Raw genomic sequence first — 20,672 nt, 5'->3', positions numbered from 1 at the left:
CAGACCTGACCCCAGCGCCATGGGGGCGTTGGAGGCCGGATATGTGGAATCAATTCCTTGCAGTGGCGGAGAACGCCGCTGCGGCGTCCGTTTCGATCACCTTTCACCTAATAGGGAACATCTACGTCATGCGCGCTTATCTCAAACGGTGTCTTGTTTTTTCTTGCCTGGTGCTGGCCGGCTGTGCAACCGGACAGCCGAGAGCAAGGCTGGATGACTACGTCGAGCAGGGTATGCAGCGCACGGGCGCCCAAGGTCTGGCGATTGCCATCGTTAAGAATGGCGCCGTGACGCAGGTTCGCACCTGGGGAAAGCGCAACGCCCGCGGCGAGCCGCTGACGCCCGACACCGTGATGTACGGCGCCTCGCTTACCAAAGCCGTGTTCGCCTATACGGTGATGCAGCTGGTGGAAGAGGGCAAACTCGACCTCGATACCTCGATCGCAGCTTACCTGCCAAAACCGCTTCCTGAATACACTGGCGAGGCGGACAAATACGCTGCCTGGCAGCATCTTGCCGGCGATGAGCGCTGGCGGAAACTGACGCCGCGCATCCTGCTCACGCACAGCGCCGGCTTTGCGAACTTCGGGTTTCTCGAGCCGGACGGAAAGCTCAGGTTCCATTTCGAACCGGGCTCGCGGTATGCCTATTCCGGCGACGGAATCATCCTGCTGCAATTCGTCATCGAACGCGGACTGGGCCTGGACCTCGGCAAGGAGATGCAGCGGCGCGTATTCGATCGTTTTGGCATGCAACGCACCAGCATGACCTGGCGTCCGGATTTTGCGGCCAAGCTGGCCGACGGGTGGAAAGAGGACGGCAGTGTCGAAGCGCATGACGAGCGCAGTAAGACACGCGCGGCCGGCTCGATGGACACGACCATTGCGGATTTCGCCAGGTTCGCCGAGGCCTATGTGCGCGGCGACGGACTCAGTCCGGCTGCACGGGCGGAACTGACGCGCCCGCAGCTGCCGATCAGGACCTTGTCGCAATTTCCCACCTTGCAGCCCGAGGCCGCGCCTGGACAGCGGCACGATAATCTGGCCGCGGGTCTGGGTGTCGTCACCTTCAGGGGTCCGCTGGGCCATGGTTTCCAGAAAGGCGGGCACAACGATTCGACGGGAAATACCTGGGTTTGCCTGGAGCGACAACAAAGTTGTGTTGTCATCCTGTCCAACGATGTTCGGGCCGAGGCCTTGTTTCCCGGGATCGTCAAGCTCGTCCTGGGCGACACGGGCATGCCATGGCGTTGGGAATATGGGGCGAAAAGCTGGGCGCAGCCGTGATTGGCTGATGTGAATGCAATGGAAGCTGAAACGAGACGGCAGAAAGAAAAACGGGAGCGCGTTGCTCCCGTTTTTTGCGCAAGCCCTTGATTAAGAGCGTCTAACAAAACCGTCAGAGCAAGGCGCGGCGACGACGACAGTACATTTGTACGGCTAGGAGCCGCAACGCGGCTATGGCGGTTTTGTTAGGCGCTCTAAGCCTTGCGACGGCGGCGCGCGCAGAAGCCGGCGAGGCCAAGGCCCAGCAGAGCGAGCGTGCCTGGTTCAGGAATATCCGCGCCGTCGGTCGCCGTGTCGAAGGCGATCTGGTAGTTGTAAGGCATGGAGCTGACAACGCCGTTGTTTCCCAGCGTGTAAAAACCGCTCAGGCCCGCCACGTTGAAGCTCAGCGAGCTATTGAAGCTATTCAAGGGCCCCTGCTGGAGCGTCGCTCCCCAGCCGGCGCCGGAGTACAGCTGCCAGTTATTCGACGCTGGGCCCGTCAAAACGGTGATGTTGACGCTGCGAATACTGCCGTCGAGGTAGAAATTGTAGCCCTCCCAGTACGAGTCGTAGGCGGTGTTGTCCATGCGGCCGAGGACATAGTCACCGCTATAGACGTCGCCCAAGGCGAGACCGCCGTTGAGGAACCACGGGCCTGCATCGCCCGACACTGCCTCGTTGTAGATCAGTGCTGCAGAAGCGCTGCCGGACATGACAGCCAGCGCACATCCCATTGCCAACATCGATTTTTTAAACATGGATCAATCCCTATAGTTATTAGACTTCGTAAATATTTCTAATAAGCATAATTCTTGCCAATAGGAAATAATGTGTTCAGTCGATTGATTCCATTGGGATTGTATTTACTGATAATATTTGCTGCGATGCAAGTGTAAGATCTTCCGACACTATACGGCGCCCTGATCCGAGTGCTGCCTTCCGCACCATCCGAGTTGCGGCCTGTATCGTCGTCGATCCGTCGCCCTGGCGTCGCTGGCGGTTTTTTTTCCAGCGCCAGGAAATGCCTGAACGGATCCACCACAAGAATTGACGCCTTCAGTACTGGACCATACATGACCCGAAAATCCATCGTTCGTCTTGCCCTTGCCGTTTGCGTCATCGTCGTGCTTGTCGTGGCGGCCGATATCTACTTCACGACGACGATCAATGACTTTTACTTCGGCCGTCAACAACACAAAACGATGAAGTCGTAGCGCGGCTGCGCGGCAAGCGCGTCAATCGAGCGTCAGGCCCTGTCGCTGATCGCGCAGCGTTACCTGAATCGGTGACAGGTCCGGTCGCCCTGGCACCCATCAACGACAACGGCCGCAGAAGCGGCCGTCGTGATGGGGAAGCGTAGAAGGGTCAGCCGACGACAAACCGTCGCGACGGTCCACTGCCGAAAGTCTGGCCCTTGGCGCCGTACAGCGTCGACTCGGCACCCGCGGTGGGTGTGCGCAGGGCGGTCAAAACGGTCTGGGTATGCGCCATCTGCCGGTTGATCAGCAGTCCATTCACGCGGTTCAGTTCTTTCGCTTCGCTTGTCGCGGCCAGCAGCTGCGACCAGGCGGCGCGCGCGTTGTCGTCGCCGTGTGCTGCCAGCCAGGGTTCCATGCCCGCTTCGGCTGCGGCGAAGCCGGCACGGCCGAGCGCCAGATGGCGTTCGCGCGACAATTGCGCCAGCTCCTGCACCAGCGCCACCTTGCGCGGGGTCATGCCTGCCAGTCCGTCCGCGTCCGCCGCCACCAGGAGCTGCTGCTCCTGTTTCATCAGTTCCACCAGCGCGCTGATGCGCTCGTGTTCGGCGGTGAGGGTCGTGTTCGGACTGGTCATGGGGCTTTATCGGTTGCGTGAGTGGAGCAGGTCGCGCACGGTATCGAGCAGGCCGTCCGCGATCCTTTCGGAATTTACCTGGAACTGCCCATCGGCAATTGCCATCTTGATACGTTCAACTTTCTTGGCATCGAACACCTGACCGGTGCTCGATGCCCCGCTGGCGCCTTGCGCCTGCGAGGACAGGCGCACGCTGTCAGTTTGCGTCTGCGTTGGCGCGGCCGTGGCCGCTGCCTTTTCAGCCTGCTTGGCGTTCGCCGCCGTCGTGTTCTGCAGCTGTTGGGCTTGTGGGCCCTTGAGGGTGTCGTTGATTTTCACAGCATGTTCCTTCTCGGTTCGAAGCAGGAGCTCCGGGATCTGCACTGTGTAACGGCTGCCTGGCCGCAAACTTTAGCGCGGATCGCTCTTTCGAGAAGTTTATTTACTATGCATTTCTATAGCGCAACTTCGACGATCCCGCCCATCCTTGCCGTACCGCTGATGATCGCGCCGCGCGGCGTGCGCACCTGCACTACCTGGCCTTCGCCGGCATTCGCAATCGCCTTGCCTTCACCCGAGACCGAGAAGTTTTCGCCGCGAGAAATAATGCGCACGGCCTGGTTCTGCTGCACCACCGGTTTCGACTTCAGCGCATCGAGGCGCAGCGGGGCGCCGGCCGGCAGCGAGACGATGGGCGTACGCCCGATCGCTTGCGCCATGTCAGTGATGATGCCGTTCGGCATGGCCGCGATATCGCCCTGCATTGTCGCCAGCTGGCTGGCGTCGATCGGCTGGCCCCGGGCCAGCGGCACCGCGGCCGTCAGGTAGTCGGCCAATACGCTCACTTGCGCCTGGACGAACACGGTCCAGACGGGGGCGGTGCAGCGCACGCCCACCGTCGTCTTGCCCTGTGGCCGTGCGCCTGGCTGCTGGAAGGCCTCCGGGGACGGGCAGCTTGCCAGCGACAGGCGCGGGTCGACCGCGCCGACCTTGATCGTCACCTGCCCGGCAGGCCGGCGCTTTGTCCTTCCAGATAGGCTTGTGCGGCCTTGCGCAGCGCAGCGCCGTCCTGGCGCGGCGGCAGGACTGGCGGCTGTTGTGGCGGCCTGGGCGGGCGACAGGAAGGCGGCCAGCATGGCGGCCAGCAGGGCGGCAAACAGCGGAAGCGTCGACAGTATGCGTTTCTTGGACATGGCAGTGGATGCAATCAGGATGGCTGCCATCTTAGGTGTCTTGGTTCCACGGTGAAACTTTGAATAGCCGGGGATTCCCGTCCCTCATCGTTTGATTGGCTTGTGTTGCCCAAACGTATGATTCACGCTGTCCCAACAAGAAATCAGCCCGGAGGCGGCATGATCGGCAAACTCGACAACTACTTACGATTCAATGAGGCAGCGCTTTCGCTGCGCGCCCAGCGCCAGGAAATCATTGCGTCCAATATCGCCAACGCCGACACGCCGAACTTCAAGGCGCGCGACATCGATTTCTCCAGCGCGCTGCAGGGTGCTCTGGCAAAAGGCGCGAATGCCGCCAACCCGCAGCTGGCCGCCACCAATGGCCGCCACCAGCAGCCGGCCCCGGCCGCCGACGGCAAGGCGCTTGCCGACGGCACGCCGGTGCTCTACCGCGGCGTGGTCCAGGGCGCCGTGGACGGCAACACGGTCGACATGGACGTCGAACGCAACCAGTTCGCCGACAACGCGCTGCGCTACGAAGCCGGCATCACCATGATCAACCATCAGATCCGCGGCCTGATGGCGGCGATCCAGAACGGTCAGTAATCAATCAGGCGGGTAAATCATGTCGCTCTTTAATATATTCAATGTCTCCGGTTCGGCCATGAGTGCCCAGGCCCAGCGCCTGAATACCGTTGCCAGCAACCTCGCCAACGCCGACAGCGCCACCTCGTCCACGGGCGAAGCCTACCGTGCAAAACAGGTCGTGTTCGAAGCGGTTCCCTTGAACACCGGCGCCACCGGCGTCAAGGTGCGCGAAGTGGTCGAAGACAGCTCGCCCCTGAAACAGGTCTACGACCCGAAGCATCCGATGGCCGACGAGAAGGGCTATGTTTCGATGCCGAACGTGAACGCGGTGGACGAGATGGTCAACATGCTGTCGGCATCGCGTTCCTACCAGAACAACGTCGAAACGATGAACGCGGCGAAAAGCATGCTGCTCAAAACCCTGACCCTCGGTCAGTAATCCCTAAGCGAGACACCCCATGTCCACCGTAAATTCCGCCGGCGCCGGCACCTCGATCAACGACTTGATGTCGACGATGAACAACAAGAAGGCCGAGAAAGACAGCGTCCAGGCCGACACCGACAAGTTCATGACCCTGCTCGTGACGCAGCTGAAGAACCAGGATCCGCTGAACCCGCTCGACAACGCCCAGGTGACGAGCCAGCTGGCCCAGCTGCAGACCGTTACCGGCGTCAACAAGCTGAACGAAACGCTGGACACGCTCAAGGCCAGCTACCAGTCGAGCGAAGCGATGCAGGCGACGAACCTGATCGGCCATGGCGTGCTGGTCGAAGGCAATACCATCAACCTGACCGGCGGCAAATCGGTGTTCGGTGTCGACCTCGCCACCGCCGCCGACAACGTGCAGGTGATCGTCACCGACCCGCGCACCGGCAAGGACGTGGCCACGATCGACCTCGGCGCGCTTGACGCGGGCGCGATGCCGCTGGCCTGGGATGGCAGCAGCGATGCCGTCGACGCCGCCATGCTGGCCGATGGCAAGTACAGCTTCCGCGTCGTCGCCTCGCGCGGCGGCCTGCCGCTGACCGACGTCAAGGCGCTGAGCGTCGATACGGTGGCCAGTGTAAGTACCAATTCGAAGGACGGCGTCAAGCTGAACCTCGCCGGCAAAGGGAGCATTTCCCTCGCCGACATCAAACAAGTCCTGTAAGCCAAGCCGCTTACTAACCTTCCCAGGAGAATCACATGTCTTTCCAACAAGGCCTGAGCGGCTTGAACGGCGCAGCGAAATCGCTGGACGTCATCGGTAACAACATCGCCAACGCCAGCACCGTCGGCTTCAAGAGTTCGCAGGCGCAGTTTGCCGACGTCTATGCCAGCTCGCTCAACGGCGCCGGCGGCGTGACGGCCGGTATCGGTACCAAGGTGTCCCAGATCGCCCAGCAGTTCACCCAGGGCAACGTGGAATCGTCGAACAACTCGCTCGACGTGGCGATCAACGGCCAGGGCTTCTTCCGCACGGTTTCCTCGGGCATGGTGCAGTACACCCGTAACGGCCAGTTCTCGCTGGACAAGGACGGCTTCATGACCAATGCGCAAGGTGCCAAGCTGACCGGCTACGGCGTCGGTCCGACCGGCAGCGTGCTGGCGGGCGCCCCGATTCCGATCCAGATCAGCACCGCCGACATCAAGCCGGTCTCGACCACCAAGGTCGGCATCGAGATGAACCTCGACTCCCGTGCGGCGGCCCCGGCCGTTACGCCCTTCGACGCAGGCGACCCGAACTCCTATAACAAGCAGTCGCCTATCGATGTGTATGACACGCTGGGCAATCCGCATGTGCTGTCGAGCTTTTACGTGAAGAACGGCTCGGGCACCTGGGACGTGTACGCGGCCAATGACGGCATCGAAGTCAACCAGCTGAAAGTGGCGCAGTCGTCGCAAGGCGACGCCGCCGTGGTTGCCGCGCGTGCCGAATGGGATGCGGCCACCAAGGCGATTCCGCCAGTCGCCGCCACCATCGCGACCGCGCTGGCCAAGTATGCCGATGCGGCCTCGGCCGTCGTGGCCGCCGCTGCCGGTCCGGCCGGCGCCGACGCCATTGGCCAGGCAGCCATCGTCGAGGCGGGTACCGACGCCGCGAAAATCGCCGGCTACACCCCGGACCAGGTCGACAAGGCGATCACCGCGGCCGTGAAGGTCACGCCGAAGCCGATCGGCACCCTGAAATTCGACGAGAACGGCGCCCTGAACGCGGTTGACACGGCGAACGGCGGCAAGTTCAACATCGACCTGCCGATCTTCCCGTCGACCGGTTCCGATCCGGTTCAGAAGATGGAAATCGCCTTTACCGGCACCACCCAGTACGGCACCGGTACCAGCGACAAGAAACTGACCCAGGACGGCTACACCGCCGGCCACCTGCAGCGCTTCTCGATCGGCGAAGAGGGCATCGTGCTGGGCCAGTACAGCAACGGCCAATCCAAGCCGCTGGGCCAGGTGGTGCTGGCGAACTTCGCCAACGTCAATGGCCTCGAACCCCTCGGCAACAATGCCTGGGCCGAGTCGTCGAAGTCGGGCACGCCGCTGGTGGGCGTGCCGGATTCGGGCAGCTTCGGCGTGCTGCAGTCGTCGGCGGTGGAAACCTCGAACGTCGACCTGACGGCCGAACTGGTGAACATGATCACGGCGCAGCGCGTGTACCAGGCGAATGCGCAGACGATCAAGACGCAGGATTCGGTGTTGCAGACGCTGGTGAACCTGCGTTAATTGGCAAGTTGACTAGCCGCTGGTTTTCGTAGGGTGAGACCGCGTGGGCGGAGCCCACCCTACGATCAGTGGTTATTCGTAGGGTGGAGTCCTGACTCCACGCTGTACAAAGCAGCATATCGAAACGCTCGACAACGGCACGAACGACAAAGGAACAACATGGACCGCTTGATCTACACCGCCGCCTCCGGCACCAAGCACATCCTCGAACAGCAAGCCACGGTTTCGAACAACCTGGCGAACCTGAACACGACGGGCTTCCGCGCCCAGCTCGATACCTTCCGCGCCGTGCCGGTGCTGAGCGAAGGGATGCCGACGCGTACCTTTGTCGTCAACAACACGGTCGGCGCGAATTTCGAGTCCGGTCCGCTGCAACTGACCGGCCGCGACCTCGACGTCGCCATCAAGGGCCCGGGCTGGATCGCGGTGCAGAATGCCGACGGCAGCGAAGCCTATACCCGCAACGGCGCCCTGCAGATGAGCCCGAACGGCGTGCTGACCACGACGTCCGGCGCGACGATCCAGGGCGAGGGCGGTCCGATCACGATTCCGCCGGACGTCACGGTGACGGTGGGCGGCGACGGCACCATTTCCACGGTATCGAACGCCGAGCGTCCTGCCGCGCCCGTCATCCTCGGCCGCATCAAGCTGGTCAATCCCGCCGAGAAAGACCTGGTGCGTGGCGATGACGGCCTGTTCCGCCTGAAGGACGGCGCCCCGGCCCAGGCCGACCCGTCCGTGCGCGTCGCCGGCGGGGCGCTCGAGGGCAGCAACGTCAACGCCGTGGACGCCATGGTGTCGATGATCGGCCTGGCCCGATCCTTCGAGACGCAAATGAGCCTGATGAAGAACGCCGAGAATAACGCCGCGAAAGCCAGTCAGATCCTTGCTTTGAACTAAGTGTTTCTCCAGCATAATTCTTCCATACGCGGTGGGTCCCGGTCGGGACTGCCGCCGCCAATAGGAGAATTTCATGATTCGTTCGCTGTTTATCGCCAAGACCGGCCTCGAAGCGCAGCAAACCAACCTCGACGTCATCACCAACAACCTCGCCAACGTCAGCACCAACGGCTTCAAGCGTTCGCGTGCGGTGTTCGAGGACTTGTTGTACCAGACCGTGCGCCAGCCAGGCGCCCAATCCTCCCAGCAAACCAATCTGCCATCGGGCCTGCAGCTCGGTACCGGTGTGCGCGCCGTCTCCACCGAGCGCATCTTCACGCAAGGTAATCCCCAGCAGACCGGCAACTCGAAGGACGTCATGGTCAACGGCTCGGGTTTCTTCCCCGTGCTGCTGCCTGACGGTACCCAGGCCTATACCCGCGACGGCTCCTTCCAGACCGATGCCAACGGCACCCTGGTCACTTCCAGCGGCTATGCCGTGCAGCCGCCGATCACCATTCCCGCCAACGCCGAGTCGATCACGGTCGGCCGCGACGGTACCGTCTCGATCAAGGTCGCCGGTTCCACCGCCACCACGCAGGTGGGCAACCTGCAATTGATGACCTTCGTGAATCCGGCCGGGCTGGAATCGAAGGGCGAGAACCTGTACCTGGAAACGACGGCCTCGGGCAACCCGAACGCGAACACCCCGGGCACGAACGGCGCCGGCGTCCTCATGCAGGGTTATGTGGAAACCTCGAACGTCAACGTGGTCGAGGAAATGGTGAACATGATCCAGACCCAGCGCGCCTACGAGATCAACAGCAAGGCGATCACCACGTCCGACCAGATGCTGCAGAAACTGTCCCAGCTGTAATCGTCACCGAGAACGCCTTCGACACCATGAAAAAACTCGCTTTCCTCGTCCTCCCCGCCATGCTGGCCGCCTGCGGCACCACGCCGAGCTCGATCGTCCCGGAAACGCGCAGCGCGCCCGGCACTGGCCGAAGTCGCGCCGCCGGCCGATGGCGCCATCTACAACGCCGCCAGCTACCGTCCGATGTTCGAGGATCGCCGCGCCCGCCATATCGGCGACCTGTTGACCATCAACATAGTCGAGAAGACCTCGGCCAACAAGGCCGGCGCCAGCTCGGGCAACAAGGCGGGCAGCGCCAGTTTCGGCCTGCCGGGCGTGATCCAGTCGAAACTGGGCGCGAACGTGGCCCTCGAGGGCGCGACGAAGTTCAACGATGGCGACAACCAGAGCGCCAGCAATGCCTTCACCGGCACCATCGGCGTGACCGTGACCGAGGTGCTCTCGAACGGCAACCTGATCGTCGCCGGCGAAAAACAGATCGCCATGAACAAGGGTGTCGAATTCATCCGCTTCTCCGGGCTCGTCAGCCCGGACAACATCCAGGCCGGCAATGTCGTGTCCTCGAGCGTTGTCGCCGACGCCCGCGTCGAATACCGCACCAATAGCCGTATCGACCGTGCCGAAGTCGATTCGATGATGTCGCGTTTCTTCCAGTCGATGTTGCCGTTTTAATAGCCGAGGATGACCATGCGTTTCGCTTTTCCGCTGCTCGCACTCTGCGCCGTTCTCACCGCAAGCGTTCCGGCCCGCGCCGAGCGCCTGAAGGACATGGCCAGCATCGCTGGCGTGCGCCAGAACCAGTTGTCGGGCTATGGCCTCGTGGTTGGCCTCGACGGCACTGGCGACCAGACCAGCCAGACCCCGTTCACGGTGCAATCGATCGTCGCCATGCTGCAGCAGAAGGGCGTGAACCTGCCGCCGACCTCGCAGCTGCAATTGAAGAACGTCGCCGCCGTGATGGTCACGACGGCGCTGCCGGCCTTTGCCCAGCCAGGCCAGACCATCGACATCACGGTTTCCTCGATCGGTAACGCGAAAAGCTTGCGCGGCGGTACGCTCCTCATGACGCCGCTGCAGGGCGCCGATGGCCAGGTGTACGCCATGGCGCAGGGCAATGTGCTGGTCGGCGGCGTCGGTGCCTCCGCCGGCGGTGGCGGCGCCCAGGTGCAAGTCAATCATCTTTCGGTTGGCAAGATCTCGAGCGGCGCGACCGTGGAAAAGGCCGTCGCCTCGAACCTCGGCGAGAACAACCAGATTCGCCTGGAACTGAACCAGACCGATTTCGCCACCGCCAGCCGCGTGGTCTCGGCGCTGAACGACCAGTTCGGCGTCGGCACCGCCACCGCGCTCGACGGCCGCGTGATCCGCGTGCGCACCCCGTCCTCGTCGGATGCGCGCGTGAGCTTCATCGGCCTGCTGGAAAACATCGACGTGAAACCGGCCGCGGCGGCGGCGAAAGTGATCCTGAACGCGCGTACCGGTTCGGTGGTGATGAACCAGTCCGTCACCCTCGATACCTGCGCGATTTCGCACGGCAATTTGTCGGTGACGATCGGCGCCGATACGCAGATCAGCCAGCCGGCGCCGGGTTCGCGTGGCCAGACCGTGGTGGCGTCGACCCCGACCGTGGAAGTGAAGAAGGATCCGGGCAAGGTGCTGCTGGTCAAGGGCGGCGCTTCGCTGGCGGAAGTCGTGAAGGCGATGAATTCCATCGGCGCGACCCCGCAAGACCTGCTGGCGATCCTGCAGGCGCTCAAGGCCGCCGGTTCGCTGCGCGCCGAACTCGAAATCATCTAAGAAGGACCAGCCATGACCCCCTCCAGGACGGACCTGAGCAGCACGTTCGCGCTCGATACCCAGAGCCTGGGCGGCCTCAAGCAGTCGGCCAAGACCGGCTCGGCCGACGCCATGCGCGGCGCCGCGACCCAGTTCGAAGCCATGTTCATCAACCAGATGATGAAGACCATGCGCGACGCCACGCCGCAGGAGGGGATGATGGACAACCAGCAGACCAGGATGTTCACGTCGATGCTGGACCAGCAGATGAGCCAGAACATGGCCAAGCGCGGCATGGGCCTGGCCGACGTGCTGGTGCGCCAGCTGTCGGCCCAGACCGATGCCAAGGCGCTGGCCATCGGTGGCGAAGGCGGTGCCGCCGCTGGCGCCGGTGCGCTCGACATCCCGATGCTGCCGAACAAGGCGCGCGGCGTGCAGGGTGTGGACGCCGGCGTGCAGACGAACGGCACGAGCGCCAGCGGCCGCACCCAGGCGCCGCACGTGCGCGATTTCCAGAAAGCTGGGCTCGCACGCGGCGGCAGCGGAAGCGGCCACCGGCGTGCCGGCCAAGTTCATGCTTGGCCAGGCCGCGCTGGAAACGGGCTGGGGCAAGCGCATGATCAGGAATAGCGACGGCAGCAATGCCAACAACCTGTTCGGCATCAAGGCCGGTCCGGGCTGGAAAGGCAAGGTTGCCACCGCCGTCACCACCGAATACGTGAACGGCCAGGCGCACCAGCGCGTGCAGCGCTTCCGTGCCTACGACAGCCCGGCCGATTCGTTCAAGGACTACGCGCGCATGATCACCAATAATCCGCGCTACGAGAAAGTGCTGAACCACGCCGGTGACGCCTCGGCCTTTGCCCACGGCCTGCAGCGCGCCGGTTATGCGACCGATCCACATTACGGCACCAAGCTGTCGAAGATCATCAAGCACTCCCTGGCGTAAGAGGGCATGAGTAACAACATTGGCGGGCCGGCATCACTATTCAAGTTTTGCCAACGCCTGCCGTAGAAGAAGATAACTCGCGAGAAAAGACATGTCCGGAAACCTCCTCAGCATCGGCAAAAGCGGTTTGTACGCAGCGCAAACCGCGCTGACGACGACCGGCCATAACATCACCAACGCCAACGTCGAAGGCTACAGCCGCCAGGGCGTGGTGCAGGCCACGTCGACGACGATGGAGCACGGCTATGGCTTCGTCGGCACCGGCACCAAGATCGCCGAGATCAAGCGCTACAGCGACGAATTCCTGAACACGCAGGTGCGCACCGCCACGGCCTCGACCTCCTCGCTCGACGCCTATTACGCCCAGGTCAGCCAGATCGACAACCTGCTGGCCGATACCACCTCCGGCCTGTCGCCGGCGATCCAGAACTTCTTCTCGGCCGTGCAGGACGTGACCGGCAACGGCGCCTCGATCCCGTCGCGCCAGGCGCTGCTGTCCTCCAGCGAAACGCTGGCCGGCAGCTTCCAGCAGATCGACGCGCGCCTGGAGGAAATCGGCGAGGGCGTGAACAGCCAGGTCCAGACCAACGTCAACCTGATCAACACTTACGCCAAGCAGATCGCCGAGATCAACTCGAAGATCGGTTCCTATGGCTCGATCGAAGGGCGCAAGCCGAACGACCTGCTCGACCAGCGCGACCAGCTGGTGATGGAGCTGAACAAGCACGTCAAGGCGACCGTCACCGCCGGCAGCAACAATGCCATGAACGTCTCGATCGGCAACGGCCAGCCGCTGGTCGTCGGCCAGCAGGCCTTCCAGCTGGCGACGATGAAGACGCCGACCGACCAGACGCGCCTGACCGTGGGCTATGTCACCGGCGACCGCGTCACCCAGTTGCCGGAAAGCGCACTGGCCGGTGGCGAGCTGGGCGGCATCATGGAATTCCGTACCCAGACCCTCGACCGCGTGCAGAATTCGATCGGCCGCCTGGCGCTGGGCATGGCCATGAGCTTCAACGACCAGCACAAGCTGGGCATCGATGGCGCCGGCAAGCAGGGCAAGGATTACTTCGTCGCCGCGCCGGCCTTCGTCTCGGCCGCCATCGACAACAACGGCGCGGCAACAGTCGGCGCCGTCGTCAAGGACGTGACGAAGCTGACCGACAGCGACTACAAGGTCGAGTCCGATGGCACCAGTTTCTTCGTGACGCGCCTGTCCGACAACAACCGGACCAAGATCGACCCCTACAACGCGGCCGGCACCACCCAGACCATCGACGGCGTGGCGTTTTCCATTGCCGGCGCCGCCGCCTCGGGCGACAACTACCTGGTGCGCCCGACCGCCGGGGGCGCCGCCAACTTCCAGCTGGCCATTTCCGACGTGAGCGAGATCGCCGCCGGCATGCCGGTGGCCACCAGCGCGCCGCTCGCCAACAAGGGCAGCGGCCAGATCAGCGCGGGCAGCGTCAGCGCCGGCTTTTTCACCGCGCCGCCGACGCTGCCGGTGACGCTGAGTTTTGACGCCGCCGGCGGCGGCCAGCTGACCGGCTTCCCGGCCGGCGCGACCATCACCATGACGCAGAACGGCAGCACCTCGACCTATACCGGTTCGGCACCGTTCAAGGCCGGCGCCAGCTACAGCTTCGCCGGCGTGAACGTGACGATGTCGGGCGCGCCCGCCAACGGCGACAGCTTCAGCATCAGCGCCAACACCGCCGGCACCGCCGACACCCGCAACATCCAGGCCCTCGGCGCGCTGCAGACGAAGAACATTTTCAACGGCGCCAGCGCCACTTACCAGTCGGCCTTTGCCCAGACCGTGAGCGCGGTCGGCAACAAGACGCGCGAAGTGCAGGTGAACGCCAGCGCCGGCGAAGCCCTGCTCAAGCAGGTGCAGGGAGCGGCCTCGGACGTGTCGGGCGTGAACCTGGACGAGGAAGCGACCAACCTGCTGAAGTACCAGCAGGCTTACCAGGCGGCCGGCAAGGTCATGCAGATTGCCAACACCATTTTCGACACGCTGCTGTCGATCGCACGCTAATAGCGAACGAGGAAGTACACCATGCGCATCAGCACGAAAAGCATCTACGAAAACGCGACGACCCAGCTCAACACGCTGCAGTCGAACATGGCGCGCACCCAGACCCAGCTGGCCACCAACAAGCGCATGCTGACGGCGGCGGACGATCCGATCGCGTCGGCGCGCGCGTTGGAAGTGACGCAGTCGCAGTCGCTGAACACCCAGTACGCCGCCAACCGCTCGAACGCGAACAGCTCGCTGTCGCTGGTGGAAGGCGCGCTCAGCGACGCCGGCGACTTGCTCATGGATGTGCAGACGCTGGTGGTGCAGGCCGGTAACGGCACGCTGTCGAAATCGGACCGCGGCATGATCGCCACCGAAATCGAGGCGCGCATGCACGACCTGCTGGGCGTGGCGAATACCTCCGACGGCTCGGGCGGCTACCTGTTCTCGGGCTACCGCGGCACCACCGTTCCCTTCATCCAGACCGACAGCGGCGCGAGTTACCAGGGCGACCAGGGCCAGCGCAAGCTGCAGGTGGGTTCCTCGCGCTCGATTGCGATCAGCGACTCGGGCAGCAGCATTTTCGAAAACAACCGCACCGGCAACGGCAGCTACCAGACCAGCATGGTCGACGGCAACCAGGGCGGGGCGGTCGCCACCAGCGGCTCGGTGTCGGACCCGTCCAAGCTGACCGGCCACAACTACACGCTCGAATTCAAGGTCAGCGGCACCCCGGCCGTGACCACCTACAGCGTCACCGACACCAATACCAACACGGCCGTGCTGGCGAACCAGCCTTACGAGACCGGCAAGCAGATCGCCTTCGACGGTACCTCGTTCGCCATCACCGGCCAGCCGGCCGATGGCGACAAGTTCGCCGTCAAGCCGAGCGAAAAGGAATCGATCTTCACCACCATGACCAACCTGGTCAAGGCGCTGCGCGACTCCGGCGAGACCACCAATGGCCTGGCCACGCTGAGCAACAAGCTGACCACCGCCAGCGAAGGCCTGAAGTCCTCGCTCGACAACATCCTGACGGTGCGCGCCTCGGTCGGCTCGCGCATGAAGGAACTCGACTACCTGGAAGACTCCGGCTCGGACCTGAATATCCAGTATTCGGCGACGCTGTCGAAACTGCAGGACCTCGACATGGTGAAGGCGATTTCGCAGTACGCCACCCAGCAGCAGACGCTGGAAGCGGCGCAGAAATCGTTCAAGACGATGTCGGGGCTGTCGCTGTTCAATTACATCGGTTGATCCGCTGCGCTCCCTCCATGCCGGGCCGCTTGCGAGCGGCCTTTTTCATTTCCGGGATTATCTTTCGGTAACAGTGATTATTTGAGAGCATTTTTTTGGGTATTGCGGGTATGATGCGCGCGCATTTGCACATGCATGCACTCAATTTGACACCAGGAATTCGATAATGAAAAAAGCAATCTGGGCCGGCCTCGGCATCGTACTGGCCGGCTGTGCCTCGAGCGGCCCGATCCCGACCGGCAAGGACACCTACATGATCACCAAGCAGAGCGCAGGCGGCCTGGCGGTGCCCGGCTCGAAGGTCAAGGCGCAGATCCTTGTCGAAGCCAACGAGTTCTGCGCAAAGAGCGGCAAGACCATGGAACTCCTGAACGCCAGCGCGAAGAACGCGATTCCATTCGCGCGCACCTCGTCGGCGGAAATCTCGTTCAAGTGCGTGGCGCCGCAGTAAGCAGGCAGCTCGCCAGTCAGGCTGGCAGGGTGCCGGCGGGACGCAGCGGGCAATCGGCCCCTACGTCTTCCAGCTTGCCCGCCAGCGCCGCACGCAGCTGCGCCAGGCCGGCGATACGGGCATCGATGTCCTCGAGCTTGTGCGCCAGCGCGGCGCGGATCTGAACGGCACTGCTCGCCGGATCGGCCAGGAGCGGCAGGTCCGCCTCGATTTCCGCCAGCGTGAAGCCCAGCGCCTGGGCGCTGCGCAGGTAGCACAGCCACTCGACGGCTTCCACGGGATAGTCGCGGTAGCCGTTGGCGCGCCGCCGCGCCGCGATCAGGCCGCGCTCCTCGTAGAAACGCAGGGTATCGCGCGACAATCCCGTCGCCGCCGCCAGTTCTCCGATCCGCATCGACTTCCCCTTCAAAAACGCTTGACCCTGGAGTGTACTCCATGGTCGACGATGGCAGCTCACCTACTTTCCGGGAGCCGCCATGCGCGCCTTTTCACTGCCCACCTACCTGCACATCGTCCGCGCCAGCGCCCTGTATGACCTCGTCGTCACGGCAGGATTCGCCACGCCCTGGACCTTCCCCTTTATTCATCGTTTGATGTCAGGTCTGAACGAGGGGATGGGCGCCGCGCCGCTGCCGGCTTTCGGCCCTTTTCACATGCTCATTGCCGGGCTGCTGGGCAGCATCGTAGTGGTATGGTCGCTGCTGCGCATCCGTGAACCGGCGCAGCGCCTCGGCCGCCATGACGGCGCCGCGCGCCTGCTGTTTTCGGCCTGGATGGCCTGGACCCTGCATGCGACCGGCGCACCGCTGCTCTGGCTGTTGCTGGTGCCGGAGTTCGCCTGGGGCGTGATCCAGTGGTGGCCGGTATCGCCCGGGGAAGGACGGCGCGACCGGGCATTGGTGCCGATGGCCGCCTGAATCAGGCGGGTGCGCGCCTGCGCCACACCACGACCTCGTTGCGCAGCACTTCGCGCACGCGGTGATACGGAATCATGCGCGCAACACCGTCGCGGCCGATGAGGTCGAACGAGAAATGCTGGCCTTTGTCCATGACGATGCGCTCGAAGGAAATGTGCACGATGCGGTTCCAGACCCGGTCGTAGTAGCCGATGGTGAAATGGGCGTTGCCGAAGTCGTTATCCCAGAGGATGCGGTGCAGGATGTCCTGGATGGGCGTCATGGTGGCGGGCGGATGGCGGGCTGTCGATTGTAGCGGGGCGCAGGGCGCGGTGGCGCCTGCCTGCCGTCCGCGCGAATGCGGCTAGCAGGGCAGCCGTGCGTCGCGTGCCAGCATGTCCTGCAGCGCGCTCTGCGACAGCGCCGGGCTGAAGTAAAAGCCCTGCATCTGGTCGCAGCCGTGGTCGCGCAGGAAGACGAGCTGTTCGAGCGTTTCCACGCCTTCGGCGATCACCTTCATCTTCAGGTTATGGCCCAGCGCGATGATGGCGCGCGTGATCACGAAGTGGCCATTGTGGATGTCGCCGCTGAGGAAGGAGCGGTCGATCTTGATGAAGTCCACGGGGAATTTCTGCAAGTGGCTCAGGCTCGAATAGCCCGTGCCGAAGTCGTCGATCGACAGGCGCACGCCGAGTGCCTTGAGCTGGGCGAGGGCGTCGGTAGCTTCGTCCGGATGGTCCATCAGCTGGCTTTCCGTGACTTCCAGTTCGAGGGTGCGCGGATCGACGCCGTGGCGCGCCAGGGTGCGTGCCAGGCCGCTGGCGAACTGGCGATGGCGCAGCTGGCGCGCCGACAGGTTCACCGAGATGACGAAGTCGTCGATGCCGAGCGCCCCCAGGGTTTTCAGGGCGCGGCAGGCTTCGTCGATCACCCACTGCCCGAGCGGGACGATCAGGCCGGTCTCCTCGGCCACGGGAATGAATTCGTCCGGCGGCACCACGCCCTGTTCGGGATGATGCCAGCGCACCAGGGCTTCCGCGCCGACCACCTTGCCGGTGCGCAGGTCCACCTTGGGCTGGTAGCCGAGCACCAGTTCCTCGTTGCCGATCGCACGGCTGAGGCTCGCTTCGAGCATCAGGTGCTGGTGCACGGCCTGGTTCAGTTCGTTCGAATAGAACTGGCAGTTGTTCTTGCCCAGCGTCTTGGCGTGGTACATGGCGGCGTCGGCGGCGCGCATCACGCGGTCGACGTTGTCGCCGTCGTGCGGGAACAGGCTCACCCCGATGCTGGTGCCGGCGATGATTTCCTGGCCGGCCGCCAGGATGGGCAGGGCGACGCTCTGGCGGATGCGTTCCACCAGGTCGGCAATATGGTCGAGGCTCGGCTGGTTGGCGATGACGAGCACGAACTCGTCGCCGCCGACGCGCGCGACCGTGTCGTCTTCGCGCACCTTGACGCGCAGGCGGTTGGCGATTTCGCGCAGCACGATGTCGCCCGCCTCGTGGCCGAAGTTGTCGTTGATGTGCTTGAAATTGTCGAGGTCGAGAAAGGCGAGGGCGCCCGGCAGGCCGCGGTTGCGCGAACTCTCGATTGCCGTTTTCAGGCGCTCCTGCAAGAGCGTGCGGTTGGCCAGCCCGGTGAGCGGATCGTGGTGGGCGAGGTGGTGCAGGCGCCGCTCGTAGTGGCGCGCCTCGGTGATGTCGTTGATGACGGCAACGAAGTGGGTGACTTCGCCCTCGACGTTGGCGACCGGATCGATGCGCAGGTCGTTCCAGAACACTTCGCCGTTCTTGCGGGCATTGCGCAGGATGGATTGCACGCTCCGCTTGTTCTGCAGGGCCTCGCGAATGCGCTGGTGCTCGTGCACGTCGCAGCCTTCGATGCGCATGAAGCGCGGATCGCGTCCCTTGATTTCCGCCAGCGTGTAGCCGGTCATCTGTTCAAAAGCGGGGTTGACGTACTCGATCTTGTGCTCGCCGTCTTCGCCGCAGGTGATCACGATCGCGTTCACGCTCGCGTACATGGCGCGTTCGCGTACCCGCAAGCCCTGTTCGGTGCGCTTGCGCGCGCTGATGTCCACGCCCGTGCCGAAGATGCAGGGCAGGTCGCCCAGGTTGGTGCGGGCGCACTGGAACAGGAAGGTGGTGCGCTTGCCGTGCTTGCCGACCAGTTCCGCCTCGTGCGAGGAGCTGCCGCGTTCGAAGGCGTCCATGATCTTCTGGACGATCCTTGCGCGGTCCTTTTCGTCGAAGAAGAACTGGACATCGGTCGTGGGCAGCTCTTCGCTCGACATCTCCAGCGCTTCCTCGAGCTGGCGGTTCCACAGCAGCAAGTGCCCGCTCTGGTCGATCACATAGAAGACGCAGGGCAGGCCCTCGATGATGTCGGCGACCGGCAGGTCCTGGATCAGCGCATAGCGGGGCGCGGGCAGGCCGGCGCGCGGCACCACGATCACGCTGTAGTTGCCCGGCTGCTCGGGGTCGAGCGATTGCGGCGCGATCGTCATCCGTACCGGCAGGCGCCGCCCGTCGGCGCACACCAGGTAGCCGCTGGAATCGAAATTGGCGCGCGCCGCGATCGACGGCGTCACGCCAGGCAGGTCGTCGAAGGCGATCAGTTCGTCAAGCCTGCGGCCCTGGATGTCGCCCACCTTGTACCCTGCGAGCCGCTCGCATGCGCGGTTCCAGCTCGTCAGGACGCCGGCCGCGTCGACGACGAATACCGCAAGTGGTAAGGGCGTGAGATTCAATCCATCCTCCTGTCGCCATGCCGGGCTGGCATGAAAGCGTGCCAGTCCAAGGATGCATGATAGACCAGCGCATCCTGGGGAGCGAGCGATATTCGCACTAGCGAATTACGCTCATGCAGGCCGCATGCGCGCGCCACGCCGCCGTTTGTTATTGCAATTTTGCAATAATTGGTGAGCTTTGGGAGGAATCCCGTGCTCTAGAATGGAGCGGCGCAACGGCACGCATGGATGCCGCTTCAATGGATGAATGATGGGTGAATTCAGCGGTTGGCACTGGATGATCGTGCTGGTATTTCTCGCGGCTTATGCCGCGATTTTCATGGTGCCGATCTGGCGCATCCTGAACAAGGCAGGGTATTCCGGCGCCTGGTCCTTCCTGACCTGGGTGCCACTGGTCAACCTCGTCTGCCTGTGGGTGTTTGCCTTCAGCAGCTGGCCGGTGGAGCGCCGCCAGGGACCGCAGTAGCCGGGCGCGACCGGCCTGGCCGGCCGTCCTGGACAACCAGCCTCAGGGCCGCTTCAGTTGGCCGATGACGCTCGCGACCTTGGTGGTGATGACGTCGACCGCCGGTCCGTTGGCCCCGTGCGGCAGGATCACGTCGGCGTGGCGCTTGGTTGGCTCGATGAACTGCTTGTGCATCGGGCGCACCGTTTCCAGGTACTGGCTGACGATGCTCTCCGTCGTGCGGCCGCGTTCGGCAATATCGCGCTGCATGCGGCGGATGAAGCGCACGTCGGGCGCGGTGTCGACGAAGATCTTCAGCGACATCATCTTGCGCAAGTCCGCGTCGTACAGGGCGAACAGGCCCTCGATGACGATGACCGGGGCCGGCTTGACGGGAATGGTCTTGTTCGAGCGGTTGTCGATCGTGAAGTCGTATTCCGGCATCTCGATCGCTTCGCCATTGCGCAGGGCGCGCACGTGCTGCACCAGCAGGGGCCAGTCGAAGGCTTGCGGGTGGTCGTAGTTCTGCTTGCGGCGCACTTCCGGGGTGAGGTCGGACTGGTCGCGGTAGTAATCGTCCTGCATCACGACCGAGACCATCTCGGTGCCGAAGGACGCCAGCACTTGCTGGGTCACTGTCGACTTGCCGCTGCCGCTGCCGCCGGCGACACCAATGACAAAGGGCTGGAAAGAAATCTCATTCATCCCCGCATGATACCGGAGCGGCGGCCGAACTGACAGGGCCGTGCGTCCAAATGCGGTGTCCGGGAAGCACGCAAGGCGGTGGTGCGGATGTTTCGTTGCTCCCGAAATAAGA

At 63.6% G+C, this 20,672-nt stretch carries 22 protein-coding genes and 2 pseudogenes; 16 read left to right on the top strand and 8 right to left on the bottom strand.

Features of this window, described 5'->3' with window-relative positions; all coding sequences use genetic code 11:
* Positions 1 to 41 precede the first annotated feature (41 nt).
* Positions 42 to 1,286: a serine hydrolase gene (locus tag G4G28_RS19265; protein WP_229425207.1), complete on the top strand. Its 1,245-nt coding sequence runs from the start codon at positions 42 to 44 to the stop codon at positions 1,284 to 1,286.
* Between the two features lie 194 nt (positions 1,287 to 1,480).
* On the opposite strand, the gene G4G28_RS26780 is transcribed toward G4G28_RS19265, so the two are convergent.
* Positions 1,481 to 2,026 carry a PEP-CTERM sorting domain-containing protein gene (locus G4G28_RS26780; protein WP_229425206.1) on the bottom strand — a complete coding sequence of 182 codons (546 nt, stop codon included), beginning with the start codon at positions 2,024 to 2,026 and terminating at the stop codon, positions 1,481 to 1,483.
* A 315-nt stretch (positions 2,027 to 2,341) separates the two neighbouring features.
* Between G4G28_RS26780 and G4G28_RS19255 the strand changes: the two genes are divergently transcribed.
* Positions 2,342 to 2,482, top strand: a complete 141-nt coding sequence (locus G4G28_RS19255; protein ID WP_182989514.1) for a hypothetical protein — start codon at positions 2,342 to 2,344, stop codon at positions 2,480 to 2,482.
* A gap of 151 nt (positions 2,483 to 2,633) precedes the next feature.
* Here G4G28_RS19255 and G4G28_RS19250 read toward each other — a convergent pair whose 3' ends face one another.
* The 3 genes from G4G28_RS19250 to flgA all read right to left on the bottom strand — a co-directional run bounded on the left by G4G28_RS19250 (position 2,634) and on the right by flgA (position 4,273).
* On the bottom strand, positions 2,634 to 3,101 hold the full coding sequence (locus tag G4G28_RS19250; RefSeq protein WP_183107728.1) for a flagella synthesis protein FlgN: 468 nt from the start codon (positions 3,099 to 3,101) through the stop codon (positions 2,634 to 2,636).
* 6 nt (positions 3,102 to 3,107) lie between these two features.
* Complete coding sequence (gene flgM, locus G4G28_RS19245; protein WP_182989513.1) at positions 3,108 to 3,419, bottom strand: flagellar biosynthesis anti-sigma factor FlgM; 312 nt, start codon at positions 3,417 to 3,419, stop codon at positions 3,108 to 3,110.
* Between the two features lie 116 nt (positions 3,420 to 3,535).
* Positions 3,536 to 4,273, bottom strand: coding sequence for a flagellar basal body P-ring formation chaperone FlgA (flgA, locus tag G4G28_RS19240; protein ID WP_229507730.1), 738 nt, complete (start codon positions 4,271 to 4,273; stop codon positions 3,536 to 3,538).
* A 159-nt stretch (positions 4,274 to 4,432) separates the two neighbouring features.
* Between flgA and flgB the strand changes: the two genes are divergently transcribed.
* The 12 genes and pseudogenes from flgB to G4G28_RS19180 all read left to right on the top strand — a co-directional run bounded on the left by flgB (position 4,433) and on the right by G4G28_RS19180 (position 15,765).
* Positions 4,433 to 4,861, top strand: a complete 429-nt coding sequence (gene flgB, locus G4G28_RS19235; RefSeq protein WP_182989512.1) for a flagellar basal body rod protein FlgB — start codon at positions 4,433 to 4,435, stop codon at positions 4,859 to 4,861.
* A gap of 19 nt (positions 4,862 to 4,880) precedes the next feature.
* Entirely contained in the window at positions 4,881 to 5,282 is a 402-nt protein-coding gene (gene flgC, locus G4G28_RS19230) for a flagellar basal body rod protein FlgC (RefSeq protein WP_182989511.1), read from the top strand.
* Between the two features lie 19 nt (positions 5,283 to 5,301).
* Entirely contained in the window at positions 5,302 to 5,994 is a 693-nt protein-coding gene (locus tag G4G28_RS19225; RefSeq protein ID WP_182989510.1) for a flagellar hook assembly protein FlgD, read from the top strand.
* Positions 5,995 to 6,029: 35 nt separating this feature from the next.
* Complete coding sequence (locus G4G28_RS19220; protein WP_182989509.1) at positions 6,030 to 7,553, top strand: flagellar hook protein FlgE; 1,524 nt, start codon at positions 6,030 to 6,032, stop codon at positions 7,551 to 7,553.
* A 159-nt stretch (positions 7,554 to 7,712) separates the two neighbouring features.
* Complete coding sequence (gene flgF / locus G4G28_RS19215) at positions 7,713 to 8,453, top strand: flagellar basal-body rod protein FlgF (RefSeq protein ID WP_182989508.1); 741 nt, start codon at positions 7,713 to 7,715, stop codon at positions 8,451 to 8,453.
* A 73-nt stretch (positions 8,454 to 8,526) separates the two neighbouring features.
* Positions 8,527 to 9,309 carry a flagellar basal-body rod protein FlgG gene (gene flgG, locus G4G28_RS19210; protein ID WP_182989507.1) on the top strand — a complete coding sequence of 261 codons (783 nt, stop codon included), beginning with the start codon at positions 8,527 to 8,529 and terminating at the stop codon, positions 9,307 to 9,309.
* 26 nt (positions 9,310 to 9,335) lie between these two features.
* Positions 9,336 to 9,981, top strand: a pseudogene (locus G4G28_RS19205) (flagellar basal body L-ring protein FlgH).
* Positions 9,982 to 9,996: 15 nt separating this feature from the next.
* Positions 9,997 to 11,106: a flagellar basal body P-ring protein FlgI gene (locus G4G28_RS19200; RefSeq protein ID WP_182989505.1), complete on the top strand. Its 1,110-nt coding sequence runs from the start codon at positions 9,997 to 9,999 to the stop codon at positions 11,104 to 11,106.
* Positions 11,107 to 11,118: 12 nt separating this feature from the next.
* Positions 11,119 to 12,034, top strand: a pseudogene (gene flgJ / locus G4G28_RS19195) (flagellar assembly peptidoglycan hydrolase FlgJ).
* Positions 12,035 to 12,125: 91 nt separating this feature from the next.
* A complete protein-coding gene (gene flgK / locus G4G28_RS19190) occupies positions 12,126 to 14,075 on the top strand; it encodes a flagellar hook-associated protein FlgK (RefSeq protein WP_182989504.1) in 1,950 nt (649 codons plus the stop codon).
* A gap of 21 nt (positions 14,076 to 14,096) precedes the next feature.
* The gene (gene flgL / locus G4G28_RS19185; protein WP_182989503.1) at positions 14,097 to 15,314 is read left to right on the top strand and encodes a flagellar hook-associated protein FlgL; all 1,218 of its coding nucleotides are present in this window, start codon (positions 14,097 to 14,099) and stop codon (positions 15,312 to 15,314) included.
* A gap of 166 nt (positions 15,315 to 15,480) precedes the next feature.
* Positions 15,481 to 15,765: a hypothetical protein gene (locus G4G28_RS19180; RefSeq protein ID WP_182989502.1), complete on the top strand. Its 285-nt coding sequence runs from the start codon at positions 15,481 to 15,483 to the stop codon at positions 15,763 to 15,765.
* A 16-nt stretch (positions 15,766 to 15,781) separates the two neighbouring features.
* Here G4G28_RS19180 and G4G28_RS19175 read toward each other — a convergent pair whose 3' ends face one another.
* A complete protein-coding gene (locus G4G28_RS19175; RefSeq protein ID WP_182989501.1) occupies positions 15,782 to 16,159 on the bottom strand; it encodes a MerR family transcriptional regulator in 378 nt (125 codons plus the stop codon).
* Positions 16,160 to 16,241: 82 nt separating this feature from the next.
* On the opposite strand from G4G28_RS19175, the gene G4G28_RS19170 reads away from it, so the two are divergent.
* Positions 16,242 to 16,682, top strand: coding sequence for a hypothetical protein (locus G4G28_RS19170; RefSeq protein ID WP_182989500.1), 441 nt, complete (start codon positions 16,242 to 16,244; stop codon positions 16,680 to 16,682).
* A gap of 1 nt (position 16,683) precedes the next feature.
* Here the strand turns inward: G4G28_RS19170 and G4G28_RS19165 are convergent, their stop codons facing one another.
* Positions 16,684 to 16,944, bottom strand: coding sequence for a DUF504 domain-containing protein (locus G4G28_RS19165; RefSeq protein WP_182989499.1), 261 nt, complete (start codon positions 16,942 to 16,944; stop codon positions 16,684 to 16,686).
* A gap of 81 nt (positions 16,945 to 17,025) precedes the next feature.
* Positions 17,026 to 19,410 (bottom strand): EAL domain-containing protein, encoded by a 2,385-nt coding sequence (locus G4G28_RS19160; protein WP_182989498.1) that lies wholly within the window; start codon positions 19,408 to 19,410, stop codon positions 17,026 to 17,028.
* A gap of 250 nt (positions 19,411 to 19,660) precedes the next feature.
* On the opposite strand from G4G28_RS19160, the gene G4G28_RS19155 reads away from it, so the two are divergent.
* A complete protein-coding gene (locus tag G4G28_RS19155; protein WP_182989497.1) occupies positions 19,661 to 19,876 on the top strand; it encodes a hypothetical protein in 216 nt (71 codons plus the stop codon).
* Between the two features lie 42 nt (positions 19,877 to 19,918).
* Here the strand turns inward: G4G28_RS19155 and udk are convergent, their stop codons facing one another.
* A complete protein-coding gene (gene udk, locus G4G28_RS19150; RefSeq protein ID WP_182989496.1) occupies positions 19,919 to 20,560 on the bottom strand; it encodes a uridine kinase in 642 nt (213 codons plus the stop codon).
* Positions 20,561 to 20,672 lie beyond the last annotated feature (112 nt).

Source organism: Massilia sp. Dwa41.01b, assembly GCF_014171775.1.
Lineage (GTDB): Bacteria > Pseudomonadota > Gammaproteobacteria > Burkholderiales > Burkholderiaceae_D > Telluria.
The sequence above is the reverse complement of the archived record's forward strand: the minus strand, read 5'-3'. Positions and strand labels throughout refer to the sequence as shown.

Bases quoted from the DNA above. Each gene is read 5' to 3' on its own strand.
- G4G28_RS26780 (WP_229425206.1), bottom strand. From the start codon at position 2,026: ATGTTTAAAAAATCGATGTTGGCAATGGGATGTGCGCTGGCTGTCATG.
- G4G28_RS19170 (WP_182989500.1), top strand. From the start codon at position 16,242: ATGCGCGCCTTTTCACTGCCCACCTACCTGCACATCGTCCGCGCCAGC.
- udk (WP_182989496.1), bottom strand. From the start codon at position 20,560: ATGAATGAGATTTCTTTCCAGCCCTTTGTCATTGGTGTCGCCGGCGGC.
- flgK (WP_182989504.1), top strand. From the start codon at position 12,126: ATGTCCGGAAACCTCCTCAGCATCGGCAAAAGCGGTTTGTACGCAGCG.
- flgG (WP_182989507.1), top strand. From the start codon at position 8,527: ATGATTCGTTCGCTGTTTATCGCCAAGACCGGCCTCGAAGCGCAGCAA.
- G4G28_RS19265 (WP_229425207.1), top strand. From the start codon at position 42: ATGTGGAATCAATTCCTTGCAGTGGCGGAGAACGCCGCTGCGGCGTCC.
- G4G28_RS19165 (WP_182989499.1), bottom strand. From the start codon at position 16,944: ATGACGCCCATCCAGGACATCCTGCACCGCATCCTCTGGGATAACGAC.
- flgB (WP_182989512.1), top strand. From the start codon at position 4,433: ATGATCGGCAAACTCGACAACTACTTACGATTCAATGAGGCAGCGCTT.
- G4G28_RS19220 (WP_182989509.1), top strand. From the start codon at position 6,030: ATGTCTTTCCAACAAGGCCTGAGCGGCTTGAACGGCGCAGCGAAATCG.
- flgA (WP_229507730.1), bottom strand. From the start codon at position 4,273: ATGTCCAAGAAACGCATACTGTCGACGCTTCCGCTGTTTGCCGCCCTG.
- flgF (WP_182989508.1), top strand. From the start codon at position 7,713: ATGGACCGCTTGATCTACACCGCCGCCTCCGGCACCAAGCACATCCTC.
- G4G28_RS19155 (WP_182989497.1), top strand. From the start codon at position 19,661: ATGGGTGAATTCAGCGGTTGGCACTGGATGATCGTGCTGGTATTTCTC.
- flgL (WP_182989503.1), top strand. From the start codon at position 14,097: ATGCGCATCAGCACGAAAAGCATCTACGAAAACGCGACGACCCAGCTC.
- G4G28_RS19255 (WP_182989514.1), top strand. From the start codon at position 2,342: ATGACCCGAAAATCCATCGTTCGTCTTGCCCTTGCCGTTTGCGTCATC.
- G4G28_RS19175 (WP_182989501.1), bottom strand. From the start codon at position 16,159: ATGCGGATCGGAGAACTGGCGGCGGCGACGGGATTGTCGCGCGATACC.
- flgC (WP_182989511.1), top strand. From the start codon at position 4,881: ATGTCGCTCTTTAATATATTCAATGTCTCCGGTTCGGCCATGAGTGCC.
- G4G28_RS19200 (WP_182989505.1), top strand. From the start codon at position 9,997: ATGCGTTTCGCTTTTCCGCTGCTCGCACTCTGCGCCGTTCTCACCGCA.
- G4G28_RS19225 (WP_182989510.1), top strand. From the start codon at position 5,302: ATGTCCACCGTAAATTCCGCCGGCGCCGGCACCTCGATCAACGACTTG.
- G4G28_RS19250 (WP_183107728.1), bottom strand. From the start codon at position 3,101: ATGACCAGTCCGAACACGACCCTCACCGCCGAACACGAGCGCATCAGC.
- G4G28_RS19180 (WP_182989502.1), top strand. From the start codon at position 15,481: ATGAAAAAAGCAATCTGGGCCGGCCTCGGCATCGTACTGGCCGGCTGT.